We start from the raw sequence: 26990 nt of genomic DNA, 5'->3' as shown, positions 1-26990 counted from the left end.
CTACTCCGGATCATACCCCAAGTTAGGCGATAGCCATCTTTCAGCCTCTTCAAGCGTCATATTGGTTCGCTTAGCGTAGTCTTCTACCTGATCCTTTTGCACAGCGGCTACTGCGTAGTATTTAGCCTCAGGGTGTGAGAAGTACCAACCCGAAACAGCAGCACCTGGCCACATGGCGTACGAACTAGTTAGCTGCATACCAATGCGCTTTTCGGTATCGAGCAACTGCCAAATTTTCTTTTTCTCGGTGTGCTCTGGGCACGCTGGGTAACCTGGCGCAGGGCGAATACCTTGGTAGTTTTCGCGTATTAACTCATCGTTTGCTAGGTTTTCGTCTGGTGCAAACCCCCAATACTCTTTACGTACTTTTTCGTGCAGGTATTCTGCAAACGCTTCGGCGAGCCTGTCGGCAACCGCTTTAACCATTATTTTGTTGTAATCGTCTTGCTGTGCGTCAAACGCATTTGCTAAGTCGTCTTCTTCTAGGCCGCCCGTTACTGCAAACGCGCCAAAGTAATCAGGCGTGCCTTTTGGTGCTATGTAGTCGGCTAGGCAATAATTAGCAAAGTCGGTTTTTTCGGTTTGCTGACGTAAATGGCACGAAGTAGTTAATACTTCTTTGCGTGTTTCGTCGGTGTATATTTCTATGTCATCACCCACGCGGTTAGCCGGGAATAAACCAATTACACCAAGTGGTTGCAAACTGCCTGCTTTTTCAAGGTCGTCTAACATATCGTTAGCGTCTTTAAATAAGCTTTGCGCTTGCTCGCCTACTACTTCATCGTCCATTATGCGCGGGTATTTACCGGCAATTGACCACGTCATAAAGTATGGCGTCCAATCTATGTATTTACGCAAAGTAGCAATTGATACATTTTTAAACTCGGTCACGCCCAGCTTTTTAGGCACTGGTGGTGTGTAGTTATCCCAATCAAGCTTTGCAGCGTTATCGCGTGCGCGCTGGATAGTAACAGGCTTAGAGCGTGGTTTTTTACGCGCTTGTTGCTCGCGTACTTTTACATATTCAGCTTTAGTTTTAGCTAAAAAGTCAGGTTTAATGTCTTTTGATAATAAGTTTGAAACCACACCAACTGCACGGCTTGCGTTATTTACATACACAACGCCTTTATCATATTGCGGCTCAATTTTTACTGCGGTGTGCGCTTTAGAGGTAGTTGCACCACCAATGAGTAGCGGCAGTTCAAAACCACGGCGTTTCATTTCTTTTGCTACGTGTACCATTTCGTCAAGCGATGGGGTAATTAAGCCCGATAAACCAATAATATCGGCTTTTTCGTCGATGGCGGTTTGCAGTATTTTATCGGCAGGTACCATTACGCCTAAATCAATAACTTCATAGTTATTACATTGCAGTACCACGCCTACAATGTTTTTACCTATGTCGTGTACGTCGCCTTTTACGGTCGCCATCACTATTTTACCATTGGTTGAACCTTCTTCTTTTTCGGCTTCAATAAATGGGTCTAAGTAGGCTACGGCTCGTTTCATTACGCGCGCCGATTTAACCACTTGTGGTAAAAACATTTTACCTGCGCCAAATAAATCCCCTACTACGTTCATGCCATCCATTAACGGCCCTTCAATTACGTGAATAGGTTTATCGGCAGCAGCGCGGCACTCTTCGGTATCTTCATCTATAAAGGTAGTAATGCCTTTTACAAGCGCGTGCTCAAGGCGTTTTTCAACAGGCCATGTGCGCCATTCTAAATCTTCTACTCGCTCGGCTTGTGCCATACCAGAGTATTTTGGTGCAAGCTCTGCTAAACGCTCGCCTGCACCTGGGTCTGTGTTAAGTATTACGTCTTCAACGGCTTTACGAAGCTCTTCTGGGATGTCGTCGTAAACGGCGAGTTGCCCTGCATTTACAATCCCCATATCCATACCCGCTTTTATGGCGTGGTATAAAAATACCGAGTGAATAGCTTCACGTACTGGGTTATTACCCCTAAATGAAAACGATACATTTGACACCCCGCCCGATACTTTACAGTGCGGTAAGTTTTGTTTAATGCGGCGTGTGCCTTCAATAAATTCTACTGCGTAGTTGTCGTGCTCTTCTATACCGGTGGCTACGGCAAATATATTAGGGTCGAATATAATATCTTCCGGTGGAAAACCAATGTCTTCTACTAATATTTTGTAGCTGCGGGCACATATTTCATATTTGCGGTCTGCTGTATCAGCTTGCCCGTCAGTATCAAACGCCATTACAACGGCAGCTGCACCAAAACGTTTTATTATTTTAGCTTGGCGAATAAACGGCTCTTCGCCCTCTTTTAGCGATATAGAGTTAACAATGGCCTTACCTTGAATACACTTTAGGCCTGCTTCTATTACTTCCCATTTAGAGGAGTCGACCATAATGGGTACGCGTGAAATATCAGGCTCTGAGGCTATTAAGTTTAAAAACTTAACCATCGCGGCTTTTGAGTCCAACATGGCTTCGTCCATGTTTATATCAATAACCTGTGCGCCATTTTCTACTTGTTCGCGGGCCACTGTTAGCGCGGCTTCAAAGTCTTCTTCCATGATTAAACGTTTAAACATGGCAGAACCGGTTACATTGGTACGTTCGCCGACATTAGTAAATACTGCTATTTGTTGGGTCATGTTGGCTCCTTAATTTAAGTTACAGGCTTCAAGGCCTGATAAACGCATGCGTACTTCAAGCTCTGGCAATTGGCGTGGTTTAACGCCTGCTAAACCTTTTGCAAAAGCACGAATATGCGCAGGCGTGGTGCCACAACATCCACCTACTATATTAATAAAGCCCGATTTACCCCAATCGATAATTTCGGCTGCCATTTCAGGCGCTTCTAAGTCGTATTCACCAAACTCATTAGGCAAGCCCGCATTAGGGTGTACCGATGTAAAGGTTTCGCACACGCGCGAAAGCTCTTCTACATATTGGCGCAGTAAATCAGGGCCAAGCGCGCAGTTTAAACCAATCGAAATAGGCTTAATATGGCGAATAGAGTTATAAAATGCTTCGGTTGTTTGCCCAGAAAGCGTACGGCCAGAAGCGTCAGTAATAGTGCCCGAGATCATAACTGGTAATGTGCGCCCTGCTTGCTCAAAGGCTTCTTCTACGCCAAACGAGGCGGCTTTTGCATTAAGCGTGTCGAATATAGTTTCGATTAGTATTAAATCGGCGCCGCCTTCCATTAATGCAAGGGTAGACTCTACATACGCAGTAACTAGCTTATCAAAGGTGACATTTCGGTAACCCGGATCGTTTACGTCTGGCGAAATTGAACACGTTTTAGATGTCGGCCCTAAAACACCGGCTACATAGCGCGGTTTTTCTGGCGTTTTAGCCGTAAATTCATCGCAAATTGCGCGTGCTAATTTAGCCGACTCTAGGTTTATTTCACGGCTTAGGTTTGCCATGTCGTAATCTTCCATCGAAATAGTGGTCGAGTTAAACGTGTTGGTTTCGATAATATCGGCGCCCGCTGATAAAAAACCACGATGAATATCAGTGATTAAGTCGGGCTTGGTTAGGCTTAATAAATCGTTATTACCTTTAATTAATACATGCCAGTCTTTAAAACGCTCTCCGCGATAGTCTTCTTCTTCTAGCTTATGATCTTGGATCATGGTGCCCATTGCGCCATCTAAAATTAAAATGCGTTCTTTTAATGCGGCACTTATTTCGGCTTGCTTATTATTTGTAGGCGCGTTATTCGGCATAGTTGTTAGTCCTCACGTCTTGGCTAACTAAATTAATATCATACGGTGTGGTTTGGTACACGTAGTAATTTAACCAGTTCGAAAAAAGTAAAAAAGCATGGCTTTGCCACGTTTTTGAAGGTTGTTTGGTTGCATCGTCATCCGGAAAGTAATTTTCGGGCTTTGGTGCATTAGGGCTTTTTTTACAATCGCGCTCGTATTCTGCTTTTAGCGAGTCGGCGTCGTACTCTGGGTGGCCGGTTATAAACACTTGGCTACCCGATTTATTTTTAAGTAAGTAAGCCCCTACTCGCTCAGAACCTGCCAGTACAACGAGTTCTTCACAGGCGTTTATTTTATTTATATCAATATGGCCGTAGCGTGAGTGAGGTACCAAAAAGGTATCGTCGAATCCGCGAGTCAGTGCACCGTGATCAAAATAACACTGGTGAGTAAATACGCCACACAGTTTATCGTCTTTTAAATCGCGTTTTAAATTGTAACGGTGATATAACGCTGCATGCGCTGCCCAACACGAAAATAACGTAGAGGTAACGTGTTGCTCAGCCCAATCAATAATGACCTTTAGCTCATCCCAATACGCTACATCGTCGTATTCTAAATGGGCAAGTGGCGCACCGGTTACTATTAATGCATCGTAATTGTTGTCTTTAACCTCAGAAAAATAACGGTAGAAGGTATCAAGGTGCTCTTCTGAGTTGCTGCTACTGCGGTGAGTGTCGAGGCGCAGTAGTTCTACGTTTACTTGCAAAGGTGAGTTGGCAAGTAAGCGAATAAACTGAACTTCGGTTTCTACTTTATTAGGCATTAAGTTTAAAATAGCCAAACGCATTGGGCGTATTTCTTGCGTTTTTGCACGACTTTTTGGCATTACAAATACGTTTTCTTGACGTAAACGTGCAATTGCCGGCAACTCGTCTTTTACTGTAATTGGCATACTTTACTCCTGCTCATAAAAACCGAGGCTTAATTATGAACTGAAAGTAAAAAATATCAACCTCTAGATGTATAGATGTCCAAATGAAATTTATTCATGATTTTTTTAAGATTTACTAAAAGTTATAGATGAGAGGGAATGCATTTATATTGAAGTACTTTGTTTTAGTGAATTGAAATAGCGCTACTAAAATCAGTAGCGCTATTATAATTAAAAACGATAATTTACAGATAAATTAAGAGCGTAAATATCGCCTTCATTTGTATCAAAATATTGGTATTCAGCACTTACTTGCCAGCGTTGAGTTAGCCTAAAGTCAATGCCGGTTCCGTACGTTACGCCGCCTTCATCGTAGTTTTGCTCAGTTATTAGCGTAGAATTTGTATCTGTACCAGTTATTGATTCTGCAAGGTTTTTTAAGTCGCCTTCATTGTAACTTAATTTATTTCTACCATAGCCACCAAATAAAAACACATCAGCTCGAGATGAAATTGGATAATTAGCTTTTACAAATATACTTGTTTGCAAATCAAGGCTTGAATCGATTTCGCTCTTAATGAATTCTGAACTCAGCGAACCGTCCTGTGGGTTCTGAGTGTAAACAATTCCGTTTAGAGGCGTTGACTCATCATTTAACCCAAAACCTATACGCCCTTCTAATGCAAAGTAACGCGAAAACTGATATCCAAACCGGCCGTAAAGCGTTGTAAACTGTATGCTATCACTCTCGTATACATCAATTTGCGTAGACCCTATCCCTATTCCTTGGTAATAACCATTTACGTGGAGTATGTCTGCTTGGCTCGAAAATGAGTATAAACCTAAAAGTAATGCCCCTAACCTTGTAACTATTTTCATGTTCATTCCTTTAAACCTTTGTAATATTTAATAATGTGATGTTTAACAACAAACTAAGTGTGGCCTGCCTATATAACTTGCTTATACTTTACAGCTTGTAAATATACTGTACCACTTTTGTTAAAAATGAAATGTATTTGAACAATATAAAACAATAGATTACAGAATTTTACACAATAGAAATCCTGTAATAGTAGTGTTTTTAACGAGCAATCAAAACAAAGTACCGCTTAGGTAAGTGTATTGTTCTATACAGCATTCGTTGACTGTTTCACCCGTCAGCCACTACAATACAACATTGAAATTTTTATTATTATTTGAAGGCTTTCCTCCATGGTTTTACCTGATAAATTTATATTCTCGATGAGTCGAGTATCTAAGGTTGTGCCACCTAAGCGCACTATCTTAAAAGATATTTCGTTGCACTTTTTTCCTGGCGCTAAAATTGGTGTGCTTGGTTTAAACGGTTCTGGTAAATCTACGTTACTGCGTATTATGGCCGGTGTTGACCAAGATTTTGAAGGTGATGCACATCCTCAGCCTGGTACTAAAATTGGTTATTTACCGCAAGAACCTGTTTTAGACGAAAGTAAAACAGTACGTGAAACTGTTGAAGAAGCTGTTGGCGAAGTTAAACATGCACTTAAACGTCTTGACGAAGTGTATAACGAATACACCATGGAAGACGCTGACTTTGACGCACTTGCAAAAGAGCAAGGCGAGCTTGAAGCTGTTATTCAGGCGCACGATGGTCATAACATCGACAACGTTTTAGAACGCGCAGCTGATGCACTTCGCCTGCCAGAGTGGGATGCTAAAATTGAGCACCTTTCAGGTGGTGAGCGTCGCCGTGTTGCTATATGTCGATTATTACTTGAAAAACCAGACATGCTTATCCTTGATGAACCTACTAACCACTTGGATGCTGAGTCGGTTGCATGGTTAGAGCGCTTCTTACACGATTACGAAGGCACTGTTGTGGCTGTAACGCATGACCGTTACTTCCTTGATAATGTAGCTGGTTGGATATTAGAGCTTGACCGTGGTGAAGGTATTCCATGGGAAGGTAACTACTCTTCTTGGCTTGAACAAAAAGATGCGCGCTTACAGCAAGAACAAAAATCTGAAAAAGCACGTCAAAAATCAATTGCGCAAGAACTTGAATGGGTTCGTTCAAACCCTAAAGGTCGTCAAGCTAAGTCAAAAGCACGTATGGCTCAGTTTACTGAAATGCAGCAGTCTGATTACCAAAAACGTAACGAAACTAACGAGATGTTTATCCCACCTGGTCCGCGTTTAGGTGACCAAGTACTTGAAGTAACTAATCTTCGTAAGAGTTTTGGCGATCGAGTTTTAATTGATGACTTAAGCTTTAGCATGCCAAAAGGTGCCATTGTGGGCATTATTGGCGCGAATGGCGCGGGTAAATCAACGCTGTTTAAAATGATAAGCGGTGAGCAAACGCAAGACAGCGGTAACATCAGCGTTGGCGAAACAGTACACCTAGCTACTGTTGATCAGTTCCGCGACGGTATGGACGAAAGCAAAACTGTTTTCCAAGAAATATCAGACGGACAAGACGTACTGAAAATTGGTAACTTTGAGTTCCCAAGCCGAGCATATGTAAGTCGCTTTAACTTTAAAGGTAACGATCAGCAAAAGTTTGTTAAAGACCTATCAGGTGGTGAGCGTAACCGTTTACACCTTGCTAAGTTATTAAAAGCTGGCGGCAATGTGTTACTACTCGATGAGCCAACCAATGACTTGGACGTTGAAACACTACGTGCACTGGAGAACGCTATTTTAGAGTTCCCAGGTTGTGTAATGTGTATCTCGCATGACCGTTGGTTCCTTGACCGTATCGCTACACATATTTTAGATTACCGTGATGAAGGTCAAATTAACTTCTTTGATGGTAACTACACTGAATATGAAGAGTGGCTTAAAAAGACCCTAGGCGCTGAGGCAACTCAACCTAAACGTATTAAGTACAAAAAAATTGGCTAAAAATATTGGTTAATTTTATGTTTGTATAACTTAAGCCCTGCACTTTGCAGGGCTTTTTTATGTCACCAGCATTACAGGAGCACATCTTGCTAGCATGTAGAGAATTACCCGCTATGCTTAATTTATTATAAAAACAGTAAGGCTAAATTAGGTTATGCAAAATCGTCGACAGTTTTCTCGTGTGCTATTTTCAACTAACGCTCTGTTATGTTTTGATAGCCAACAGTATCCGTGTAAATTACTCGATCTATCGTTACATGGCGCGTTGGTTACTAATTGTGATGCATTTATTGGCAGCCACAATACGCAAGCAATACTGCGTTTTACATTACCTCAAAGCGATATAGAAATAAAAATGGAAGTAGTGATTTGCCATATTGAAGCCGATCATATTGGTTTAAAATGCCATCACATTGATATAGACAGTATTACTTATTTAAAGCGTTTAATAGAGCTAAACTTAGCCGATGATGAGCTACTGCATCGCGAATTAGCGTCACTTATTAATGACTCACAATAGACTCATTCTCTTAAGTTGATTACCATAGCGCAAACTTTATAAAGCTTGTAAATATGCGCTTAAATCCTCATTTGCCTTTGGTATACCATCCTAACTACTCGTTTAGCTTTGATCCTAAGCATCGCTTTGTAATGAGTAAATTTGCACATTTATATCAACATGTTGCAAAGCTTGGTTTAATCGGCAGTAACCTAGTTGAGCCAATATTAGGCACGCCAGAGCCCCTTGAGCTTGTGCATTGCGATAATTATATCCAAGATTTATGGCACAACCGCTTAGATGAAAAAGCAATGCGTCGCATTGGTCTACCTTGGTCAAAAGAGCTTATGGCACGTACATTTACAGCCCCTCAAGGAACGCTTCAAACAGCCCGCTTAGCACTTAAACACGGTATAGCGTGTCATCTTGCTGGTGGTACACATCACGCACATAATGACTTTGGTTCAGGTTTTTGTATGGTTAACGATTTGGCCTTTACCACGCAAACTTTAATTGAATCGGGTGAGGTAACTAACGTACTTATTTTTGATTTAGACGTGCACCAAGGTGATGGCACAGCTGCAATGTTACAGCATCAGCCCTATGCGTATACTTGCTCTATCCATTGCGAAAAAAACTTCCCCTTTAGAAAGTCCGCTAGCGATTTAGACATTGGCCTGGCAAATAATATGAAGGACGACGAATACCTTGCCATAGTTGACGAAACACTAAGTTATTTACTTAAAGAGCTAAACCCAAGCTTAGTACTTTACGATGCTGGCGTTGATATTTGGCAAGGTGATGGCTTGGGTAAGCTAGATATTAGCTGGGATGGCATAGCTAAACGTGACCATTTAGTGCTAAAACGCTGCCTTGAACACAATACACCTGTAGCTACTGTGATAGGTGGAGGTTACGATAGAGATCACCTACGCCTCGCTAAACGCCACGCTATTGTTGTTGAACAAGCTGCTGGCTTTTAGTTTGAAAGAAAAATGTTAAATTATCGTTCTTGTTTAATATGTAAAATAAAAAAGAGCATATTATGAAACAGCTATTTATTACCATCACGCTAATTTTATTAAGCTTTACAGCTTACGCACAAGGTACAAGCTCAGAAGCAACATATCCTAAATTGCCAACATTAAATTTACAAATGGCTGATGGGTCGCCACTCAACACTCAAGATTTATTAGGTCAACCTTACGTTTTACACTTTTGGGCAACATGGTGTCCGTACTGTAAAAAGCTGCAGCCAGCACTTCAAAAAATTGATGATATGGGATTAAAAGTTATTGCCGTGAGCTTTGAAGAAGATGACGATGCTACTCCCGCTAAAGCACTTAGCGAAAGAGGTTATACTTTTAAAACAGCTGTAAAAGCCGATGCAATAGCACAGCAATTAGGTATACGAGGCACACCTACTACATTATTTGTAAATAAAGAAGGCAATGTAATTTGGCTGACTAATACGTCAAACCCAGAAGATCCAAATCTTCATTTAAATGCACGAACATTGTTGCACTCCATAGACATGGCAACTGAGTAACTTATTGCGCTTTTAACTGATTAGGTGTTAAGCCTGTCCAGCGTTTAAAGGCGCGCCGAAAGTTAGGTATATCGTAAAAAGCTAAATGTTCAGCGACTTGTTCGTTATGTTTGGCGCACAGAGTAAGTAGGTAAATAGCTTTGTGCTTATTTTGCTCATCTATTAACGCTGAAAAGCGTACCCCATTGAGTTTGAGTCTGCGCTTAAATGTAGCTGAGCTCATAGCAAAGTGCTTTGCGGTGCACTCTAAATTAGCACTTGGGTGAGAGTATAAGTATCTGCAGACGGCTTCAATAAAAGTCATGCTAACTACGCTTTTATTATGTAGCTGCGACTGCGCTTGCATAAATCGTAATTGAATCGCATGCGGGTTTTTAGCCCTTAACATGGTTTTATTTAATACCCAGCGAGTACATGGCTTATCAAAACTTACCTTTAGCCCTAAATTTTGCTCGTATTCTTGAATATGCCGAGGGCGTTTAAAAGCAAAGTCGAACTGACAATGCGGGTAACTTTCGCTCACTCGTTTAAGTAAACTATAAAATGCAGTGCTGTATATCTCTAGCACATAGTGGTAAAGGCTTTCATCAAACCCATGTGCTGGCTGAATATAAATATAAACATTATCGTTTTTAATATACGTTTGGCTAAACAGCAAAGGCGCTAATTGCATTCTTAAAAGTGATAATTGCTTTAATACTTGAGCTAAATTATCGCTATATTTTAATGCCTGAGCTTCGGCTCGAGTGTCGTTAATAAGTTGGCTACCGAGTAAAAAACCACTGTCAGTACTTTTCATCAACAACTTAAATTGAGCTAATAAACGCACCTGCTGAGACACACTAAATGTATGCTGAAAATTAAGTAAGTCTTGTTCAAAAATACCGGTACCGCGTAGCAGCTTATGTAAATTTATGTTTCGGCTTTGAGCAAGCTCTACAGCTGACGTAATAAGCCCTTGAGCGCTTAAATATTTGTCGTCTTGGCTAACAAACATGTGCACGGTGCGCTACTTTTAGTTGATGCTTTTTTTGTTGTAATTGACTATGCAGTTGGCTTGTTAGTTTACCTGTACTGCTATGCGTATTACCTTGTATTAAGGCGGTAGTGACATATTGAAACTTTGCTTTTTTAGATGCTTCAACTTTAAATGCACAATGCTTTAGAGCTCCTTTAATTTGTGCCATCAACTCTTTAGCTTGCTGCTCTGTGGTGGCTGGCATCAATACCATAAAGCAATCCCCTGCGTAGCGGCACACTACATCACTTAGTCGGCAATTCATTAACAATAGCTCGCTAATTTCACGCAGTAACCGGTCGCCCTCACTAAAGCCAAACTCACTATTAAAATGCGAAAAATCACGAATATCAATAGCCCCAAGCCAGAGTGGTTGTTTGCTCGTAAGTTGCTCTTTAATTGCAGAATCTAGGTACTGCGCCTTATAAAGACCTGTAACTGAACACACCTTATCGTGCTCACGTAAATGCGCTTCACGGCGGCGTAGCTGACGATTTAATACGTACTGCTCTTGATGCCAATAATACAAACCCACACTCGTTAACAACATGCCTAAAGGTGCTGGCAGAGATTCAATCCAACTGAGCCATTGATGGGCGGGATGCATTAGCCATTCATCAAGTAAATCGAGGGTTGCCGAGAACATAAATAACCCAACACCTATCACTAAGTAAGTGGTTACTTTACCCGGTGGTCTTGAAATTAATAACGCGGCAATCCATACGAGAGTCATTAATACAATACCGCCCTCCCCCATAATATCGAGCCACTGAATACTGGCGTAAGTTTTTAATACACCTAAATAACTACTTAAAAACACAGCGCTAAAAAACATCGCAATAATAGCGTTTATTAATAATCGGTGGCTGATAAAGGGGTTAAATCGCATGTGCGGTATCTCGTTTATAAATGAGTTTTAAAGTTAGTTCATACAAGTTTTTGTTAGCAGGGTCATATTAGCTCAGCTATATGACAACTAAATGATACCTACTTTAAAAACAGCCCTGCACGGTACATAACACCTGACTTTACGAGGAGTGATAAAAGCTCAATACGCTCTAGATATTGCTCAAACACCTCTAAATACATGTATTTAAACTAAACACTGTCACATTTACGTAATCAAATATCTTTAGCTTGCTCGCCATATCAAGAAACAACCCAGCAATAACCAAGAGCAAATACAATGAAAGACTTTAAAATAAAAGCACTGGTAGCCGCATTAGCCTTATGTAATTTAACGGCTTATGCAGAAGATGATGCAAAAGAAACCACAAAAAAAGATATCGAAGTTTCTGACAAAATTGTTGTATACGGTGAAATTGGCTACAGAAACCGCTCAGACGAACTCGCACCAACCTTAGAATATTCACAAGAGTACTTTCAACGTTTTGAACCATTGACCGCAGGCGATGCATTAAAACGAGTACCCAGTGTTACATTTTTATCGGATGTGCTTGAATCGGATGGTGCACGTATGCGGGGGTTAAGCCCTGCTTATACAAAGGTGCTTATAAACGGTGAAGAAGTACCTGGCGCTGGTGCCGACCGTTCATTTTTTGTTGACCGAATTCCGGCTGAGTTAATTGAACGCGTTGAAATTATTCGCTCATCAAGTGCTAACCGCTCAGCCGATGCTATTGCGGGCACATTAAATATTGTATTGCGCGATGGTTACAGTTTAGATGGCGGTTACTTGCGTGCTGGTGGCTTGCTTTATGACGATGGTGAATTTAAAGAAAGCTTGGCTGCTGTGTACGGTACTGAATTTGCTGGTGGGCGCTTATTACTTGGTGCAAATTTACAAGGCAGATATAACCCAAAACAAAAAACTAGTTTGCGCTACGGCGATAGCCCTGAAAACAATATAAATTTTCAAACAGAAGAGTTTGATAACCGCGAAGACCAATCAGACACTCGCGATGGCGACGACACATCACTTAACTCCAGCTACGAAATTGTTTTTGACGACGATAGTCAGTTTAATATTAGCGCTATGTGGGTTGATACAGAGCGTACTGAGGATGAACGTTCATTTGAATACAACGACCCAACTGCAACCAATAACGATATTGTAAATGGCGGTAACTTAGAAACAGATAATGCCAATGTTAAATATATTGACCAAACTAATTACAACATCAATACCGCTTATGAATTTCTACTACTAAGCGGCACAAGTAAGTTTAAATTTGGCTTTGCTCGGTTTGAAGAGTCTGTTTATGAGGAAGAAGTCGAATTAGATACCTCAGAGCTGCCTATGGTATTTGAAGAAGAGCAAACTAAAAGTGAAATAGATGATAAAGAATGGACTCTACAGTGGCAACACAGCCAACCTTGGGGTGACAGCAAAGAAATTCAGCTTGGTGCATTTTTACAAAATAAAAAACGCGACAGTGAAATTTTAGAATCGCAAAACGAATTAGAACTTGCACTTACCAGTTGGGATCAATACGCAGCATCACCTTTAACGCTTGCTGCATTTAATAGCGAGTACGAAGCGGTTACTGGTGGTGTAAATACTTTAGAAGAAGATCGCTTTGACTTATTTGCCCTTGTTAAGCACAAAGATGATTTATTTGCTTGGGAGCTGGGCGTTCGCTGGGAGTCTACCGATTCTAAAATTAATGATAAAACAATTGGCGTGACCGAAAATAATAGTTACGACTTTATCCTCCCCTCGGCACACTTTCGTTATAACGTTAGCGAAAATGGGCGTATAAGTGCATCGATTGCGCGTAGTTTACGCCGCCCTGAGTTTGATTTTTTAACGCCGGCACTTATCGAAAAAGAGCTTGGCGATAACGACCAACTAGGGAACCCTGAATTAAAACCAGAATCAGCTTGGGGTATGGACTTAGGCTACGAGTATCGCTTAGGAAAAAGTGGCGTTGTAGGTATTAATTTATTTTATCGCAAAGTAAATGACCTAATAGAAATAGCAAATACAGGACAAGAAGGCTCTGAGGGCGAAGGTACATTTGTACTGCAACCACGCAACACCGGCGATGGTAATGTTAAAGGAGTTGAGCTTGATTTATCTACTCCACTTGGCGCATTTAGCATGCCTAATACGGGTGTATTTTTAAACTACTCATGGCTTGATAGTGAAGTAACCGATTTTTTTGGAACTCGCAAATTTAACGACCAATCAGACTACGTTTATAACATTGGGTTTATTCAAGACTTACCCGAACTCAAAGCTGCATTTGGCGTAACTTACCGTAAGCAAGGTGATGCCTATGGACGTATTGTAGGTGAAGAAATAACTACATCTTACAGTGCCGACTTTGAAGTGTTTTTAGAAAAACGTTGGGAAGATGTAACGCTACGCTTGGTGGGTTCAAACCTACTTGATGCAAGTAAAGACGAAACCTTTAATAAATTTGATACCGTTGAAGATCAGTTTAGTAGAAGCTTTGATGAGTACGAAATTGAATCTGAAGAAGCGGGACCGGTTTATCAACTTATGCTGCGTTACGCGTTTTAAATAAGTTTATGAGGTAGTGCTAATCACTTTATTTAGCGCTACCAAACATGAGAGAACTATAATGATAAAAAAAACATTACTGCTAATAACACTTGGCTTATGCAGTATACAAAGCGTATTGGCAAACGTAACGTACACCGATGTATTATACGAGCAACAAAAAATTGCCAACTTGACGGTGCTGCCTAAGAGCTTAAATTTTACGGTTATTGGTGATTGGGGACATAACGGGCACTTTTATCAAAAAGACGTAGCACACCAGTTAGAAATAGCGATGTTTCAAACGGATGGTGATTTTACTATTTCAACTGGCGATAACTTTTATCCCAATGGCGTGGCAAGTGTTAACGACCCGCTTTGGCAAAGTGCCTATGAAGATATTTACCATGGTCCACATACATTCGAGCCTTGGTATGTAGTACTGGGTAATCATGATTATTTAGGTAATGCGCAAGCACAACTTGATTACAGTAAAAAAAGTCAGCGCTGGAATTTACCTGCACGCTATTACAGCAAAACCTTTACTTTAAAAGGTGGCGAGCAGATATTAATGGTGTTTTTAGACACTAATACTTTAAATCCTGAATACAAAACACGCGAAAAATACAAAGCAACTCAAGGGCAAAACAGCCAAGCGCAATTAACATGGTTAGATAGCCAACTATCAAATAGCCAAGCACGATGGAAAATAGTGGTTGGTCATCACCCACTTTATAGCAGTGGAAAACGTTACGGACTTACTGAAGGTTTACGTAATTTACTCGAGCCCATATTTGAGCAAAATGGTGTGCAAGCATACATAGCAGGACACGAACATGACCTGCAACATAACCAAATAGATGGCAGTAAACTCGACCACTTTGTATCTGGTGGTGGTAGCGAAGCGCGTTACGTAAAACAACGTGAATTTACGCGTTTTGCAGAAGCTACTCCAGGATTTTTGAGCTTTTCGATTAACAATGAAGCACTAAAAGCAACGGCTATTAACTATAAAGGCGAAGTGCGTTACAGCACTCAAAAGCGCTTTGACCAATAAAGGGTTACAACATGAACTTTAAATTAAAAACATCTATTAGCTTAATTGTAAGTAGCTTAGTGCTTAGTACATTAAGTGCGTGTAGCAATAGTAATATGGCTACAAATACGGCAGTAAAAAACACATCCGATAAAATAGTCATTAATAGTACTGAATTTGGTCCAACAGATAACATGCAAGGCTCACAAGCGGCATGGTTAAATAATAACAATTGGTTGCTAGCAAGCGAAAGCAAAGGCTTAGTGTTAGTTGAAAGTGAAACGCAACAAAGCCGCATTATAAAAAAAGGTAACTTTGAAGCGCTTGCTGTCACTAAGCTAACAGCACACTCATTTTTGGTTGCAACTATTGATAACAATCAAGATAACGTTGTTATATTTAAGCTTGAGCACACTCAAAGTGGCTGGGATACAATTGAACTAACCCGCATTAACCCACCACAAGCACAACCCGATACGGTGTGTTTATTTGCTAATAAAGCGAGTGAATCAATATCGGCATTTGTACCTGATGTACGCGGGCTAATTACCGAAACTATTATTTTTGATACAGCGAATAATAAAGCGGTTAACGTAAATGTACGTGAATTTTCTGGCGTTAGTGAGGCGTCGGGTTGTGCTGTAAGTACAACAACAAATACCTTATATGTAAGTGAAAGCGAAGTAGGCATTTGGGCAATAAACGCGAACGCGGAATCGCAAGCAGATAAAAAACCGATTGCTTTAGTTGCCCCCTTTGGAAAGTTAGACAGTGAACTAGGAGCTATTTCAGCTTCGCAAGATGGTATTATCTGGTTTACTAGTACCAAAAACAATACTGTGTATGCTTATGATCCAATTAGTAAAATGCTTAATAACTGGATGTTAAATGGTGACTTGAGCTTGGAATCGGTAGCGGTAAATTACACAAGTAACAGCGCGGCAACGGCAGTGCTGTATAACGACGAAACAGGCGCTTATATTAAAAGTACACTACCTGTAACACCTATCATAAAATCATTAAAAACCAGCCCCCAATCAATTACTCAAATAAAGGCAAGTGCACAAACTGCCCCCGTACAAGCGTTTGGTGATGCAGCAGACGATCCGGCAATTTGGGTTAACCCTAAAGATGCAGCAAACAGCTTAATTTTAGGCACCGATAAACGCCGTGGACTAATGGTATACAGCCTAAATGGCAAGCTTGAACAGTCACTTGAAGTTGGTCGTTTAAATAACGTAGACCTGCGACAAAATAGCACGATTAAAAACAGTACCAATACATTAATAACTGCCAGTAACCGAACGCTTAACGGTATTAGTGTATTTACAGTACAAGCTAATAATAGTGTGAAGTACATTGCTGATATTCCTACCAATCTTGATGAAATTTATGGCTTATGTATGTACTCGTCAAATACGGGGAACTATGTATTTGTAAATGATAAATCGGGGCTATATCAGCAATATAAAATCAGTGAGAATAACGAAAAAATAACAGGCAAACTTGTTCGCGAGTTTAACCTACCAAGCCAACCAGAAGGCTGTAGTGCAGATGATGAACTAGGACAATTATTTGTAGGCGAAGAAGATGCCGGTATTTGGTTTATAGGTGCAGAGCCAACGGCAGGCAGTACACCGGTTATGCTGCAAGGTATAAATGAGCAACTTGTTGATGATGTTGAAGGTATGGAAATTTACCACAGCGACAAAACACGTTATTTAGTTGTTTCGAGCCAAGGTGATAACAGCTACGTACTGTATAAAATAAAGAATGGTACTGCGGGCATTAAAACACCTAGCTTAGAGTTTGCAGGTAAGTTTAGTGTAATAAGTGATTTGGTTAATGGTATTGATGGCTCATCAGAAACCGACGGGTTAACAGTAACATCTAAGTCTCTTCCGGGTTATCCTGAAGGTATTTTAGTTGTACAAGATGGTTATAACCGTATGCCACAGCAGCCTCAAAACTTTAAAATAATAGATTGGCGAGAAGTAAAAAAAGCAATTAAGTAGTGCTTATTTAGTCGCCATTATTTTAATGTCGCATTGAGATTACCTTGAAATTGTATAAAAGGCTCATTTGAGCCTTTTATACAATTCTTTGCAGTTAAGTATTAACTCAATGTAATATATATTTTTATACTACAATTTAAGCTCATAAATTAATTGAGATTATAATGCGCCTACTACTTACTTTATTACTAGTTACTTTAAGTGGCTTTGCTGTAGCAGAAGAAGAAAAAACAGAACTACCACCGGTAGACCCCACTTACAATGCTGAGCATCCTATGGCTTTGGTTAATCAAGGCTCATCTATAATTGCGATTAACTTACCTAGTTATAATTCTCCAGATGATGTGCAAGTTGTTTATAAAATAGGAAACCCCGATGTCGCACTCTTAAACTTTGTTAGAAATGCTGAGCTAATCACGGTTAAGCCACAAGCGTTTAATATTCAACATTTAATGCGTGGTGAAGAAATTACGATTATTGCCGACATTTACGAGGGTGATTACCAACAAGGTGGTAGTTTAATTTACTCAAAAAAAGAGCTTGAACTGAGTAAGCAACTGTATGCCAGAGAGCTAAAAGATTTAAGTGAATCATCGCAATGGCAAGATTACGACATGATTAATCTAGGCGGTACTGAGCGTATTTATATTCATAAAATCCAACAAGCGCCGAGCTATAACCATCTTATTTTTGTTGATTTAGTTAATGCATGTATGCAAAAGCTTCGTACCTCAAAACGTGTCCCAGCTGAAAATGAGCTTACCTATAAATTTATTAACTGCGGCACGCTTAAACCACTTTATTACAATACTGATGACTTTAAAAAATAGTTACTTATATTCAGTTATGAGTTTGATCCCTTGCTTCATTGCCTCAACTGATTGCCCTGCAAAGCCTAAGCGAACATAACTATATTGCTTAGGCATTAAACTTCTCACTGAATCAGCAAAGTAAAACTCAGATTCTGCTTGTAAATACACGCTTTTACTTTGCATTGCTTGTTTTATATTACTCGTATTTTTATTTAAGTTAACCCACATTGCCATACCGCCGTCTGGCTTTTTATACTCTATTGGTAGCCCCTGTGATTGCAGCAACGCTAACGTGTTGTCCATTGCTTCATAACGTTGTTTATAGCGTTTAGTCATGCGTTTTAAGTGGCGCTCAAATCCACCTTCTTGCATAAAGTGCGCAACGGCTAGCTGCATAACCACATCATTTTTATGATTCATTAACTGCTTCCATGCGGTTAACTGTGCTAATACTTCAGGAGCTGCACAAATGTAGCCAATTCTAGCGCCTGAGAACATGATTTTAGAAAATGTAGATAAGTAAATAATAATCCCAGCGGGATCGTCCCCAGCCATAGGTTGCAATGGCTGACAGCGATAATGAAACTCGTGATCGTAATCATCTTCAATAATCATTACGCCATACTCATAACATAATTGATAAATTTGCATGCGCCGTGTGGGCGAAAGCGTAACGGTAGTTGGATATTGATGCAGCGGGGTTAAGTACAGCATTTTTATTGGATATCGTCTAAGTTGCGCTTTTAAGTCATCAACACATAAACCATATTCATCTTGTTTTATATCTATTAATTGCGCGCCACAAGCAGCAAAGGCTTTGCGTGCTGGTGGGTAGCCTAAAGTCTCAACGGCTAAGAAGTCATCTTTACTTATAAAGGCCTTAGAAATTAAAAATAAAGCTTCTTGTGAGCCATTACATACAAGTAAGTCTGATACTTTTAAACTTCTAGTTTTATGTAAGTAATCACTTATCTGAGTTTTTAGCTCACTCACTCCACCTATATCACCATAATGAAGTTTACTGGTATCTAAATGATTAAATACATGGCTCATAGAGCGTTTAAATTCTTTATAGGGAAAACTATTTAAATCAGGAAGTCCACCTGCGAAATTATATACGTAGTCTTTTAAATTCATTGCCGGAATAGGCACGGCTAACTCTGTAGCAAATTTATAAGGTTTTGGTGTTAAAACTGGCGTGTGATCACAGTTAGCACTGCTTTGAATTGGTAGTGTTTGAGTGACGCTATACCCAGAGCGTTCATGGGATTCTAGCCATCCTTCGGCTACTAATAACTGCAATGCGTTCATTATTGTATGGCGATTTAACTGATACGTTTGCGCCATAACTCGAGCAGAACTGAGTTTTATACCAGGTGCAATATCTCCCTTTACGATAGAACCACGCAAAGCATCTGCAACTTGTATGTACTTAGCTTTGTTTGAGTCATTAAATTCAATATTAAGCGGTTGCATGTTATCCCTTTATAACTGGTATAGCTAAAAAGCCAATTCTGGTTGTTTTTACCAAACCAAATTAGCGTACATTTGTTGCTCGTAAATAGCAAAGCATAGAGGCAACATGTTTACTCAACAGATACATAAAACAAATAAGGTAATTTTAGAGCCATTAAATTATGAGCATTTAAAAAGCTTATATAAAGCTGGGCAACATCCAAAAATATGGGAATGGGTATTAAGCAACTATACAAAAACACCCGAACAGTTAAAGGAATGGTTTACCACCAGTGCACAATTTAATAACAAAGAACAAATTGTATTTGCCATAGTAGACATAGCCAGCAAAGAGGTTGTAGGCACTACACGACTATTTAGATTAGATACGCATAACTTAAGTGCTGAAATTGGTCATACATTTATAAGCCATCACTGGCAGCAAACTTATATTAATACTCACACTAAATATTTACTGCTTAGCTACGCTTTTGACGCGTTGAATTTAGTGCGAATAACATTTAATACCCACGAAAAAAATCAAAAATCTCGAAATGCAATTACTCGACTAGGCGCCCAATTTGAAGGTATAGCCCATAAAGATAGATTGCTAAGTGATGGAAGTTACAGAAGCACTGCAAAATTTAGCATTATTGACGAACATTGGCAGAGCATTAAGTTGCAGTTAGAGGAGAAGCTTTAATGTACCCACCCACACATTTTCAAGAACATAATATTGAACGTTTGCAAGCATTAGTTGAGCAATTCCCTCTAGCGAGTATTTTAATGCCTTGCTCGCAAAGTGACTTAAATAATATATGCCAAGTGCCTGTATTATATGAGCCCTCACGTAATGTATTTATTACACACGTAGCAAAACATAACCCGCTAGCGCAATGTGATAAACAGTCAGTAAAATTACTATTTAGTGGCGATAACTGTTATCTATCTCCCTCGTATAGTAATAATAAAACACTGCCGAGCTGGCTTTATTCATCAGTACAAGTAACTGCAAATGTGAATATTATTGAAAGCGATAATGAGAAAGACAAAATAATGCGGCAACTAACGAGCCATTTTGAGCAAGGCTTTACGCCAATTTGGAAGATTACTGACGTGCCCAAAAGCAATCGCCAAGCAATGTATCAACAATTAAGCTTTATAGAATTCACTCCCACTCATTGGAGTGGAAACTTTAAGCTAAGCCAAAATAAATCACCAGAGGTAAGAGCACGAATAAAACAAAGCCTAGAACTTGCCAATAAGCGCTCTATTGCAAAACTATTTTAGGCATAAAAAAAGGCCCTTTCGAGCCTTTGGATTAACTTTGGAATAGTTAAAAATTTTTAAATTAGGTAAGCGTTAATAGCTGTGGAGCAACGCTATGATAGTCAACAGCCATAGCAATGCTTAACGCTGTAATATTAATAATTGAAAATGCGAACACTTTACGTGCCCAGCTACTCATATCAATATTACGACGATAACCGCGCAGCGCCATTAGCAACCACCAAAAGCTGGTAATACAAGCAACAGCCATAAAGGCAGCACCTGTGTAGCCAGTAATTGGTAGCAACATCACCACCAATGCATATACAGCAATGTAAAGTACGATATGGCGCTTTGCTTTATCAATTCCTTGCGCTACAGGTAATACAGGAATACCTGCAGCTTGGTAATCTTTAAAGCGAAAAATAGCAATGGCATATGAATGCGGCATTTGCCACAAGCTAAACATGACTAGCAGTATTAATGCGCCCATATCGAACTGCCCTGTTACGGCGCAGTAACCAACTACTGGCGGTACAGCGCCAGAGAGACTACCTACAAAAGTGCCATATACTGAGTTGCGTTTCATGTAGAGGCTATAAACCCCTACATAAATTACGTAGCCAAAGGCTGCAAAAAATACCGCGGCTTGAGTGGTGTAGGCGATAAGTAAACCAAAGCCCACAACACCCAATAAAATACCGTGACTAAGTGCAGCAAAGGCCGACATTTCGCCCGTTACTGTAACCCGCGTACGAGTACGCGCCATGGCCACATCTATGTCTCTATCTATAACATTATTGATAGCGCAACCTGATGCAACCACTAGCGACAAACCAATTAATGTGGCAATCATTAACCATGGGTCTATATCACCGCGCGAGGCAAGTAAAAACCCGCCCGCTACGCTGATCAAATTGCCCATAATAATACCCGGCTTTGTCACTGATAAATAACGACGAAACATCTTCAACTCCTAGTACATCATCATTGCGTTAGATTCATAAATGATCCAAACAGATAACCCAACAACCATTACGATGATCAGAGCACTGAATAGGAATGAAAAAGTACTTGCACGGCCATCTTCGGTGGTAAAATTAAGGTGTAAAAAGTATTTTAAATGCACCCAAATTTGTACGATTGCTAAAGTAACAATGCTCCAAAGCGTTGTTGCTTTTGAGAAGTCACCTTCCATTACCATGTAAAACGGTATAGCAGTTAAAATTACCGATAGCACAAAGCCAATTAAGTAAGTTTTAACACTGCCATGAGATTCATCATGATGATCACTTTGCGTTTGCTTTAACGCATGCGTTTCGCTGTGGCTCATTACATTGCTCCCATTAAATAAACAACGGTAAATACACAAATCCAGACAATGTCTAAGAAGTGCCAAAATAGGCTTAAGCAGCTTAAACGCGTTACGGTTGCTTTACCTAAGCCGCGTTTAGCAACTTCAATCATCATTATGGTCATCCAAATTAGACCCGCTGTTACATGTAAACCATGTAAGCCAACTAATGAGAAAAACGATGTTAAAAAGGCACTTTGTTGTGGACCATTGCCATGCACAATTAGGTGATGAAATTCGTATACTTCCATACCAATAAACACAGCACCTAAACAAAACGTAACAAATAACCAAGTCAGTGTTAGTGCCTTTTTTTGCCCTTGAGCGGCAATCATGGCAAAACCAAAAGTAATACTACTAATCAGTAGTGCTGCAGTTTCTACTGCTACAAAGTCGAGTTCAAAAATATCTTTACCCGATACGCCACCGGCTGTGTTCATAAATAACACAGCGTAAGTGGCAAAAAACGAGGCAAACAGTAGGCAATCGGTCATTAGGTATAACCAAAAACCAAATACGGTATCACCCGAAGTATCGTGGTGATCATGCGCGTGGGCATGATCATCGTGTGATACAGAGTCTAAATTTGCAGAAAGTGTACTCACGCTTTTAACTCCTTAACGCCACTTGAATTATATGCAGCTTCAATGCGTGCAATTTCATCAGGTTGTATATAGTAATCTACATCGCTGGTGTAACAACGTTTGATAAATATGGCAATTCCGCCTACTAGTCCAACAACAGCTAACCACCAAATATGCCAAATCATTGCAAAACAAAATACTGTTAAACTTGCTGCCATTAACACGCCAGCTGATGTGTTTTTAGGCATATGAATAGGGCTGTAGTTTGCTTTATCTTGATATGCTTGACCTTTTTCTTTCATATCGGTCCATGCATCAATATCATCAATATGTGGAATTGTTGCAAAGTTATAAATTTGCGGAGGTGAACTTGTAGCCCACTCAAGTGTGTGGCCGTTCCACGGATCGCCTGTTGTATCGTCAAGCGCTTCACGGTCTCTAAAGCTCACATATAATTGAATTACTTGGCTGATAATACCAAACATAATAATTACAGCACCGCCTGCGGCAATGTATAACCACATGTTCCAATCTGGGTTGTTAGTGTGGTTTAAGCGACGTGTCATACCTAAGAAACCAAGTACGTACAGCGGCATAAATGCTACGAAGAAACCAATAATCCAACACCAAAATGATGCTTTGCCCCATTTTTCATTAAGTTTAAAGCCCATTGCTTTAGGGAACCAAAATACAAAACCGGCCAGGTAACCAAACACAGCACCACCAATAATTGTGTTATGGAAATGTGCAATTAAGAATAAGCTGTTATGCAGTACATAATCGGCGCCAGGAATGGCAAGTAATACACCGGTCATACCGCCTACGGTAAAGGTAACCATAAAGCCAAGAGTCCAAAGTACCGGTACACTTATACGTAATCGACCTCGGTAAATAGTAAATAACCAGTTAAACAACTTAACCCCAGTTGGTACGGCAATAACCATAGTCATTACCCCAAAGAACGCGTTAACGTTAGCACTTGAGCCCATAGTAAAGAAGTGATGTAACCAAACAATAAAGCCTAAAATTGAGATTGCACCGCTGGCATAAACCATCGATTTGTAACCAAACAAACGTTTACCGGCAAAGGTCGAAATAATTTCAGAAAAAATACCAAACGCTGGTAATACTAATATGTATACCTCAGGGTGACCCCATGCCCAAAACAGGTTGATGTACATCATGGCGTTACCGCCCAATTCATTGGTAAAGAAGTGGAAGTCTAGATAACGGTCAAGCGTTAGCATTGCAAGTACAGCAGTTAAAATTGGGAATGATGCTGCAATTAAGATGTTTGCCCATGTACATGCCCATGTAAAAATTGGCATTTTCATTAGGGTCATACCTGGTGCACGCATTTTAAACACGGTTGCTAAAAAGTTTACGGCTGTTAGAAGTGTACCGAGCCCGGATATTTGCAAGGCCCAAATATAATAATCGACCCCCACCCCAGGGCTAAAGGTCAGCTCCGAAAGCGGCGGATATGCCACCCAACCTGTTTTTGCAAATTCACCAAATACAAGTGATAAGTTAATTAAAATTGCACCACTGGCTGTAAACCAAAAACTTAAATTATTTAAAAATGGAAAAGCAACATCGCGAGCACCAATTTGAAGTGGTAATACAATGTTCATTAGACCAATCATAAATGGCATTGCCATAAATATGATCATGATTACGCCGTGGGCAGTAAATATTTGGTCGTAGTGTTCTGGTGGTAAATAACCTGGCGCACCACTGGTAGCAAGTGCCAACTGCGCACGCATCATTATTGCATCAGAAAAACCACGAAACAGCATTATTAGTGCTAAAAGAATATACATTACGCCTAAGCGTTTGTGATCAACAGACGTGATCCAGTCGCGCCAAAGCACGCCCCATTTTTTATACTTTGTAATAAGCCCGGCAATAATAAGCCCAGCTATCGCAATAACCGACATCGTGAACACAAGAATTGGCTCATGAAACGGAATTGCGTCGAGTGAAAGATTACCTAATAACGACATTATTATTCCTCGCCTTGGCTGTGAGATGAAGGCATTGAGTGCTCACTCATTTCATGATGCTTTTTACTCATTTGCCCATGTTCGCCCAATGCATGGTGTTTTTTGTTCATATCGCCATGCGCCTGCATATACTTCATAACAATGGTATGAAATAAGCCGTCATCAACTTTTCCGTAATATGCTACTGGGTTATTTTCACTTGCTTTTGCAAGCTCAACATAATTTGCATGAGTCAGGTTATTAGCGCTTGAATTCGCTTTCACATCACTCACCCACTTATCAAAGTCTGCTTGAGTAGGTGTAGCAATGGCATTAAATTTCATGCCAGTGAAACCTGCGCCGCTGTAATTTGCTGAAAAGCCTTTAAACGTACCTGGCTCATTTGCAATTAAGTGAAGCTTGGTTTCCATCCCAGCCATTGAGTATATTTGACTACCCAATTGCGGAATAAAAAATGAATTCATTGTGCTCTCTGAGGTGATTTTATATTCAACAGGTACATTTGCTGGGAACACTAATTCATTAACCGTAGCAATACCTTGCTCAGGATATATAAATAGCCACTTCCAGTTTAGTGAAACCACTTCAACAGTAAGATGTTCACCTTTACCTTCAATGGGTTTATAGGGGTCTAAGTCTTGGGTAGACTGCCAGGTAATAACACCTAAAATGATTACAATAACAATAGGAACAGCCCAAATAACGGCTTCAATTTTATTTGAATGAGCCCATTTTGGAGCATAAATTTCTTGGTTTTGAGTGTCTCTATATTTCCAAGCGAAATACAAAGTCATCACAATAACGGGAACGACTACAAGCAACATAAGCACGGTTGCGATGATGATTAAATTTTTCTCATCAATGCCTATTTGCCCTTTTGGATCGAGTATCCCGCCTTTACAGCCTGACAACGCCAGCACTGTACTAGCTAAAGCAATATTACAAAGGTTACGAATTAACAAGGGAGTATCCTACAAACCTAGAGTTTCAATTTGCTGCTTAAAATAAAAACCAAAGCAACGATTTTTCAATAAAAACCCAAGTTAACTAGAATTAAATTATAAAAATAAGGGGGCTATTCAAAAAAACCTAAAGCTCATGCCATTAATGACCTAGCAACAAACCCAGCTTTCTAAACGCATTTATATAACGTAATAAAAGTTAACTTGGGTGAGTGGTGGTTGGCTGAAATGTGTTTAAAGAAACACGAAGCTACTTTGTTTTAGCTAACCTTAATTATTTACAGCAAGAACAAATAATTAAAACCAGCAACAAGATGCAGCGTTACAGGCAACCTGTAAAGCTAGGTGGAGCACGACAACCATGTGAAGAGATCACAGGCTGAAGAACTTTAGCCTCGCTAAAAGCAAAGGCTGCTTTACGGAGGATTATGCCAGCACGACGCGCTGGACAAATATGGAACAATAACCAACAAAGGCCAATAAGTAACTGACTTGATATGATCGGATGAGCTAAAAATTGCGCAAGATTAAGTAACAGTGGCTCTACAATAAACCCATCACTTAATAGCGCTTCAAGCTTGAAGGCATCCTCTAGTGCACCGCTTAGCAACATTACAGTATTAAACACTAATAAAGTTATAGCTACACACACGCCCTTGCCTGCTTTATTCAAGCGTTCACACGTCTGCGGCTCGCCAGAGGCAAGTTCCGTAGCTGTATGATGCAAAGAAAGTGTGTTCAAAGACATTAACCTACTAAAATGACTATAACAAAATTAGAGTAATACAGTTTGCAATGGAAAAATTTAAAAAACATTGCTGTTGTAAACCCTAAAACCAGGTGCTAAATACAATCAAATCCAGCTAGCACATATTTACCTAGCGAAAATTGATCCGTATCAACCAAACTTTCAAAACTTACTGAAAGTTCGAACGTGAGTATAACAAAGAGAATTTTCTGTTCAACTAAAAATCAATTAATTTGAGTTAAGCTTTCGAAGCTATTTTGTTAATAAAAAATAACACGATAAAAAACATTCGGTTAGCTAAAATAAAAAACGATTTAAAGAGAAATATTTAATAGGATTATAGGTTTTTAGGAGGGAGTAATAATTGTGTGGCACAAATAAAAACAGCCCAAATTCAGTCACCACCGAACTTGAGCCGCCTTTCACACTGACAACATCTTCACACACAATATAAAGATTCTTGGTTTACACTACGTGGCAATTGTAGGGAATAAAAACAACTCAAGCTAAGTCACCACCGAACTTGAGCTGCCTTTCACACTGACAACATCTTCACACACAATATAAAGATTTTTGGTTTACATTACGTGGCAATTGTAGGGAATAAAAACAACTCAAACTCGTTCTTTATGGAAGTGAATCCACCGAACTTGAGTTGCCTTTCACACTGACAACATCTTCACACACAATATAAAGAT

Annotated in this window: 23 protein-coding genes; 10 read left to right on the top strand and 13 right to left on the bottom strand. The window is 39.9% G+C overall.

Features of this window, described 5'->3' with window-relative positions:
* The 4 genes from metH to H5161_RS07565 all read right to left on the bottom strand — a co-directional run bounded on the left by metH (nucleotide 1) and on the right by H5161_RS07565 (nucleotide 5509).
* Nucleotides 1-2631, bottom strand: coding sequence for a methionine synthase (gene metH / locus H5161_RS07580; RefSeq protein ID WP_182769023.1), 2631 nt, complete (start codon nucleotides 2629-2631; stop codon nucleotides 1-3).
* Nucleotides 2632-2640: 9 nt separating this feature from the next.
* On the bottom strand, nucleotides 2641-3714 hold the full coding sequence (locus H5161_RS07575) for a homocysteine S-methyltransferase family protein (RefSeq protein ID WP_024605362.1): 1074 nt from the start codon (nucleotides 3712-3714) through the stop codon (nucleotides 2641-2643).
* Nucleotides 3704-4651, bottom strand: coding sequence for a homoserine O-succinyltransferase (metA, locus tag H5161_RS07570; RefSeq protein ID WP_002958117.1), 948 nt, complete (start codon nucleotides 4649-4651; stop codon nucleotides 3704-3706). Before metA ends, H5161_RS07575 begins: the two co-directional genes overlap by 11 nt.
* Nucleotides 4652-4861: 210 nt before the next feature.
* Entirely contained in the window at nucleotides 4862-5509 is a 648-nt protein-coding gene (locus tag H5161_RS07565) for a porin family protein (protein WP_024596549.1), read from the bottom strand.
* A gap of 333 nt (nucleotides 5510-5842) precedes the next feature.
* On the opposite strand from H5161_RS07565, the gene ettA reads away from it, so the two are divergent.
* The 4 genes from ettA to H5161_RS07545 all read left to right on the top strand — a co-directional run bounded on the left by ettA (nucleotide 5843) and on the right by H5161_RS07545 (nucleotide 9564).
* Nucleotides 5843-7516 carry an energy-dependent translational throttle protein EttA gene (gene ettA, locus H5161_RS07560; RefSeq protein ID WP_182769022.1) on the top strand — a complete coding sequence of 558 codons (1674 nt, stop codon included), beginning with the start codon at nucleotides 5843-5845 and terminating at the stop codon, nucleotides 7514-7516.
* Between the two features lie 154 nt (nucleotides 7517-7670).
* A complete protein-coding gene (locus H5161_RS07555) occupies nucleotides 7671-8036 on the top strand; it encodes a PilZ domain-containing protein (RefSeq protein WP_002958114.1) in 366 nt (121 codons plus the stop codon).
* 53 nt (nucleotides 8037-8089) lie between these two features.
* Complete coding sequence (locus H5161_RS07550) at nucleotides 8090-8998, top strand: histone deacetylase (RefSeq protein ID WP_182670834.1); 909 nt, start codon at nucleotides 8090-8092, stop codon at nucleotides 8996-8998.
* Between the two features lie 62 nt (nucleotides 8999-9060).
* Nucleotides 9061-9564 (top strand): TlpA disulfide reductase family protein, encoded by a 504-nt coding sequence (locus tag H5161_RS07545; protein WP_182769021.1) that lies wholly within the window; start codon nucleotides 9061-9063, stop codon nucleotides 9562-9564.
* Nucleotide 9565: 1 nt separating this feature from the next.
* Here the strand turns inward: H5161_RS07545 and H5161_RS07540 are convergent, their stop codons facing one another.
* Nucleotides 9566-10567, bottom strand: coding sequence for an AraC family transcriptional regulator (locus tag H5161_RS07540; RefSeq protein ID WP_182769020.1), 1002 nt, complete (start codon nucleotides 10565-10567; stop codon nucleotides 9566-9568).
* Nucleotides 10551-11471, bottom strand: a complete 921-nt coding sequence (locus tag H5161_RS07535) for a GGDEF domain-containing protein (RefSeq protein WP_024596554.1) — start codon at nucleotides 11469-11471, stop codon at nucleotides 10551-10553. Before H5161_RS07535 ends, H5161_RS07540 begins: the two co-directional genes overlap by 17 nt.
* Before the next feature lie 297 nt (nucleotides 11472-11768).
* On the opposite strand from H5161_RS07535, the gene H5161_RS07530 reads away from it, so the two are divergent.
* The 4 genes from H5161_RS07530 to H5161_RS07515 all read left to right on the top strand — a co-directional run bounded on the left by H5161_RS07530 (nucleotide 11769) and on the right by H5161_RS07515 (nucleotide 17932).
* Nucleotides 11769-14072: a TonB-dependent siderophore receptor gene (locus tag H5161_RS07530; RefSeq protein ID WP_182769019.1), complete on the top strand. Its 2304-nt coding sequence runs from the start codon at nucleotides 11769-11771 to the stop codon at nucleotides 14070-14072.
* Between the two features lie 61 nt (nucleotides 14073-14133).
* The gene (locus tag H5161_RS07525; RefSeq protein WP_165723817.1) at nucleotides 14134-15108 is read left to right on the top strand and encodes a metallophosphoesterase; all 975 of its coding nucleotides are present in this window, start codon (nucleotides 14134-14136) and stop codon (nucleotides 15106-15108) included.
* A gap of 11 nt (nucleotides 15109-15119) precedes the next feature.
* A complete protein-coding gene (locus tag H5161_RS07520) occupies nucleotides 15120-17102 on the top strand; it encodes a phytase (RefSeq protein ID WP_182769018.1) in 1983 nt (660 codons plus the stop codon).
* 164 nt (nucleotides 17103-17266) lie between these two features.
* Complete coding sequence (locus tag H5161_RS07515) at nucleotides 17267-17932, top strand: hypothetical protein (protein WP_182769017.1); 666 nt, start codon at nucleotides 17267-17269, stop codon at nucleotides 17930-17932.
* On the opposite strand, the gene H5161_RS07510 is transcribed toward H5161_RS07515, so the two are convergent.
* The gene (locus H5161_RS07510) at nucleotides 17933-19390 is read right to left on the bottom strand and encodes a PLP-dependent aminotransferase family protein (protein WP_182769016.1); all 1458 of its coding nucleotides are present in this window, start codon (nucleotides 19388-19390) and stop codon (nucleotides 17933-17935) included.
* Between the two features lie 106 nt (nucleotides 19391-19496).
* Here H5161_RS07510 and H5161_RS07505 point away from each other — a divergent pair, with 106 nt between their 5' ends.
* Nucleotides 19497-20072 (top strand): GNAT family N-acetyltransferase, encoded by a 576-nt coding sequence (locus H5161_RS07505; protein ID WP_182725159.1) that lies wholly within the window; start codon nucleotides 19497-19499, stop codon nucleotides 20070-20072.
* On the top strand, nucleotides 20072-20659 hold the full coding sequence (locus H5161_RS07500; RefSeq protein ID WP_182769015.1) for an FMN-binding negative transcriptional regulator: 588 nt from the start codon (nucleotides 20072-20074) through the stop codon (nucleotides 20657-20659). The genes H5161_RS07505 and H5161_RS07500 overlap by 1 nt, the downstream gene beginning before the upstream one ends.
* 61 nt (nucleotides 20660-20720) lie before the next feature.
* On the opposite strand, the gene cyoE is transcribed toward H5161_RS07500, so the two are convergent.
* From cyoE to H5161_RS07470, 6 genes are all read right to left on the bottom strand, one after another.
* Entirely contained in the window at nucleotides 20721-21605 is an 885-nt protein-coding gene (gene cyoE, locus H5161_RS07495) for a heme o synthase (protein WP_002958102.1), read from the bottom strand.
* A gap of 9 nt (nucleotides 21606-21614) precedes the next feature.
* Nucleotides 21615-21971, bottom strand: a complete 357-nt coding sequence (gene cyoD / locus H5161_RS07490; protein ID WP_002958101.1) for a cytochrome o ubiquinol oxidase subunit IV — start codon at nucleotides 21969-21971, stop codon at nucleotides 21615-21617.
* Nucleotides 21971-22597: a cytochrome o ubiquinol oxidase subunit III gene (gene cyoC / locus H5161_RS07485; protein WP_002958100.1), complete on the bottom strand. Its 627-nt coding sequence runs from the start codon at nucleotides 22595-22597 to the stop codon at nucleotides 21971-21973. Before cyoC ends, cyoD begins: the two co-directional genes overlap by 1 nt.
* Nucleotides 22594-24582: a cytochrome o ubiquinol oxidase subunit I gene (cyoB, locus tag H5161_RS07480; protein WP_024596558.1), complete on the bottom strand. Its 1989-nt coding sequence runs from the start codon at nucleotides 24580-24582 to the stop codon at nucleotides 22594-22596. Before cyoB ends, cyoC begins: the two co-directional genes overlap by 4 nt.
* Nucleotides 24583-24584: 2 nt before the next feature.
* Nucleotides 24585-25544: a ubiquinol oxidase subunit II gene (gene cyoA / locus H5161_RS07475; RefSeq protein ID WP_182769014.1), complete on the bottom strand. Its 960-nt coding sequence runs from the start codon at nucleotides 25542-25544 to the stop codon at nucleotides 24585-24587.
* A 322-nt stretch (nucleotides 25545-25866) separates the two neighbouring features.
* Nucleotides 25867-26286, bottom strand: coding sequence for a hypothetical protein (locus H5161_RS07470; RefSeq protein ID WP_002958097.1), 420 nt, complete (start codon nucleotides 26284-26286; stop codon nucleotides 25867-25869).
* Nucleotides 26287-26990 lie beyond the last annotated feature (704 nt).

This window comes from Pseudoalteromonas sp. SG43-5, from assembly GCF_014164345.1.
GTDB lineage: Bacteria > Pseudomonadota > Gammaproteobacteria > Enterobacterales > Alteromonadaceae > Pseudoalteromonas > Pseudoalteromonas distincta.
The sequence above is the reverse complement of the archived record's forward strand: the minus strand, read 5'-3'. Positions and strand labels throughout refer to the sequence as shown.

Excerpts from the sequence above, each read along its gene's own strand:
- metH (WP_182769023.1), bottom strand. The coding sequence starts at position 2,631 with ATGACCCAACAAATAGCAGTATTTACTAATGTCGGCGAACGTACCAAT.
- H5161_RS07575 (WP_024605362.1), bottom strand. The coding sequence starts at position 3,714 with ATGCCGAATAACGCGCCTACAAATAATAAGCAAGCCGAAATAAGTGCC.
- metA (WP_002958117.1), bottom strand. The coding sequence starts at position 4,651 with ATGCCAATTACAGTAAAAGACGAGTTGCCGGCAATTGCACGTTTACGT.
- H5161_RS07565 (WP_024596549.1), bottom strand. The coding sequence starts at position 5,509 with ATGAAAATAGTTACAAGGTTAGGGGCATTACTTTTAGGTTTATACTCA.
- ettA (WP_182769022.1), top strand. The coding sequence starts at position 5,843 with ATGGTTTTACCTGATAAATTTATATTCTCGATGAGTCGAGTATCTAAG.
- H5161_RS07555 (WP_002958114.1), top strand. The coding sequence starts at position 7,671 with ATGCAAAATCGTCGACAGTTTTCTCGTGTGCTATTTTCAACTAACGCT.
- H5161_RS07550 (WP_182670834.1), top strand. The coding sequence starts at position 8,090 with ATGCGCTTAAATCCTCATTTGCCTTTGGTATACCATCCTAACTACTCG.
- H5161_RS07545 (WP_182769021.1), top strand. The coding sequence starts at position 9,061 with ATGAAACAGCTATTTATTACCATCACGCTAATTTTATTAAGCTTTACA.
- H5161_RS07535 (WP_024596554.1), bottom strand. The coding sequence starts at position 11,471 with ATGCGATTTAACCCCTTTATCAGCCACCGATTATTAATAAACGCTATT.
- H5161_RS07530 (WP_182769019.1), top strand. The coding sequence starts at position 11,769 with ATGAAAGACTTTAAAATAAAAGCACTGGTAGCCGCATTAGCCTTATGT.
- H5161_RS07525 (WP_165723817.1), top strand. The coding sequence starts at position 14,134 with ATGATAAAAAAAACATTACTGCTAATAACACTTGGCTTATGCAGTATA.
- H5161_RS07520 (WP_182769018.1), top strand. The coding sequence starts at position 15,120 with ATGAACTTTAAATTAAAAACATCTATTAGCTTAATTGTAAGTAGCTTA.
- H5161_RS07515 (WP_182769017.1), top strand. The coding sequence starts at position 17,267 with ATGCGCCTACTACTTACTTTATTACTAGTTACTTTAAGTGGCTTTGCT.
- H5161_RS07510 (WP_182769016.1), bottom strand. The coding sequence starts at position 19,390 with ATGCAACCGCTTAATATTGAATTTAATGACTCAAACAAAGCTAAGTAC.
- H5161_RS07505 (WP_182725159.1), top strand. The coding sequence starts at position 19,497 with ATGTTTACTCAACAGATACATAAAACAAATAAGGTAATTTTAGAGCCA.
- H5161_RS07500 (WP_182769015.1), top strand. The coding sequence starts at position 20,072 with ATGTACCCACCCACACATTTTCAAGAACATAATATTGAACGTTTGCAA.
- cyoE (WP_002958102.1), bottom strand. The coding sequence starts at position 21,605 with ATGTTTCGTCGTTATTTATCAGTGACAAAGCCGGGTATTATTATGGGC.
- cyoD (WP_002958101.1), bottom strand. The coding sequence starts at position 21,971 with ATGAGCCACAGCGAAACGCATGCGTTAAAGCAAACGCAAAGTGATCAT.
- cyoB (WP_024596558.1), bottom strand. The coding sequence starts at position 24,582 with ATGTCGTTATTAGGTAATCTTTCACTCGACGCAATTCCGTTTCATGAG.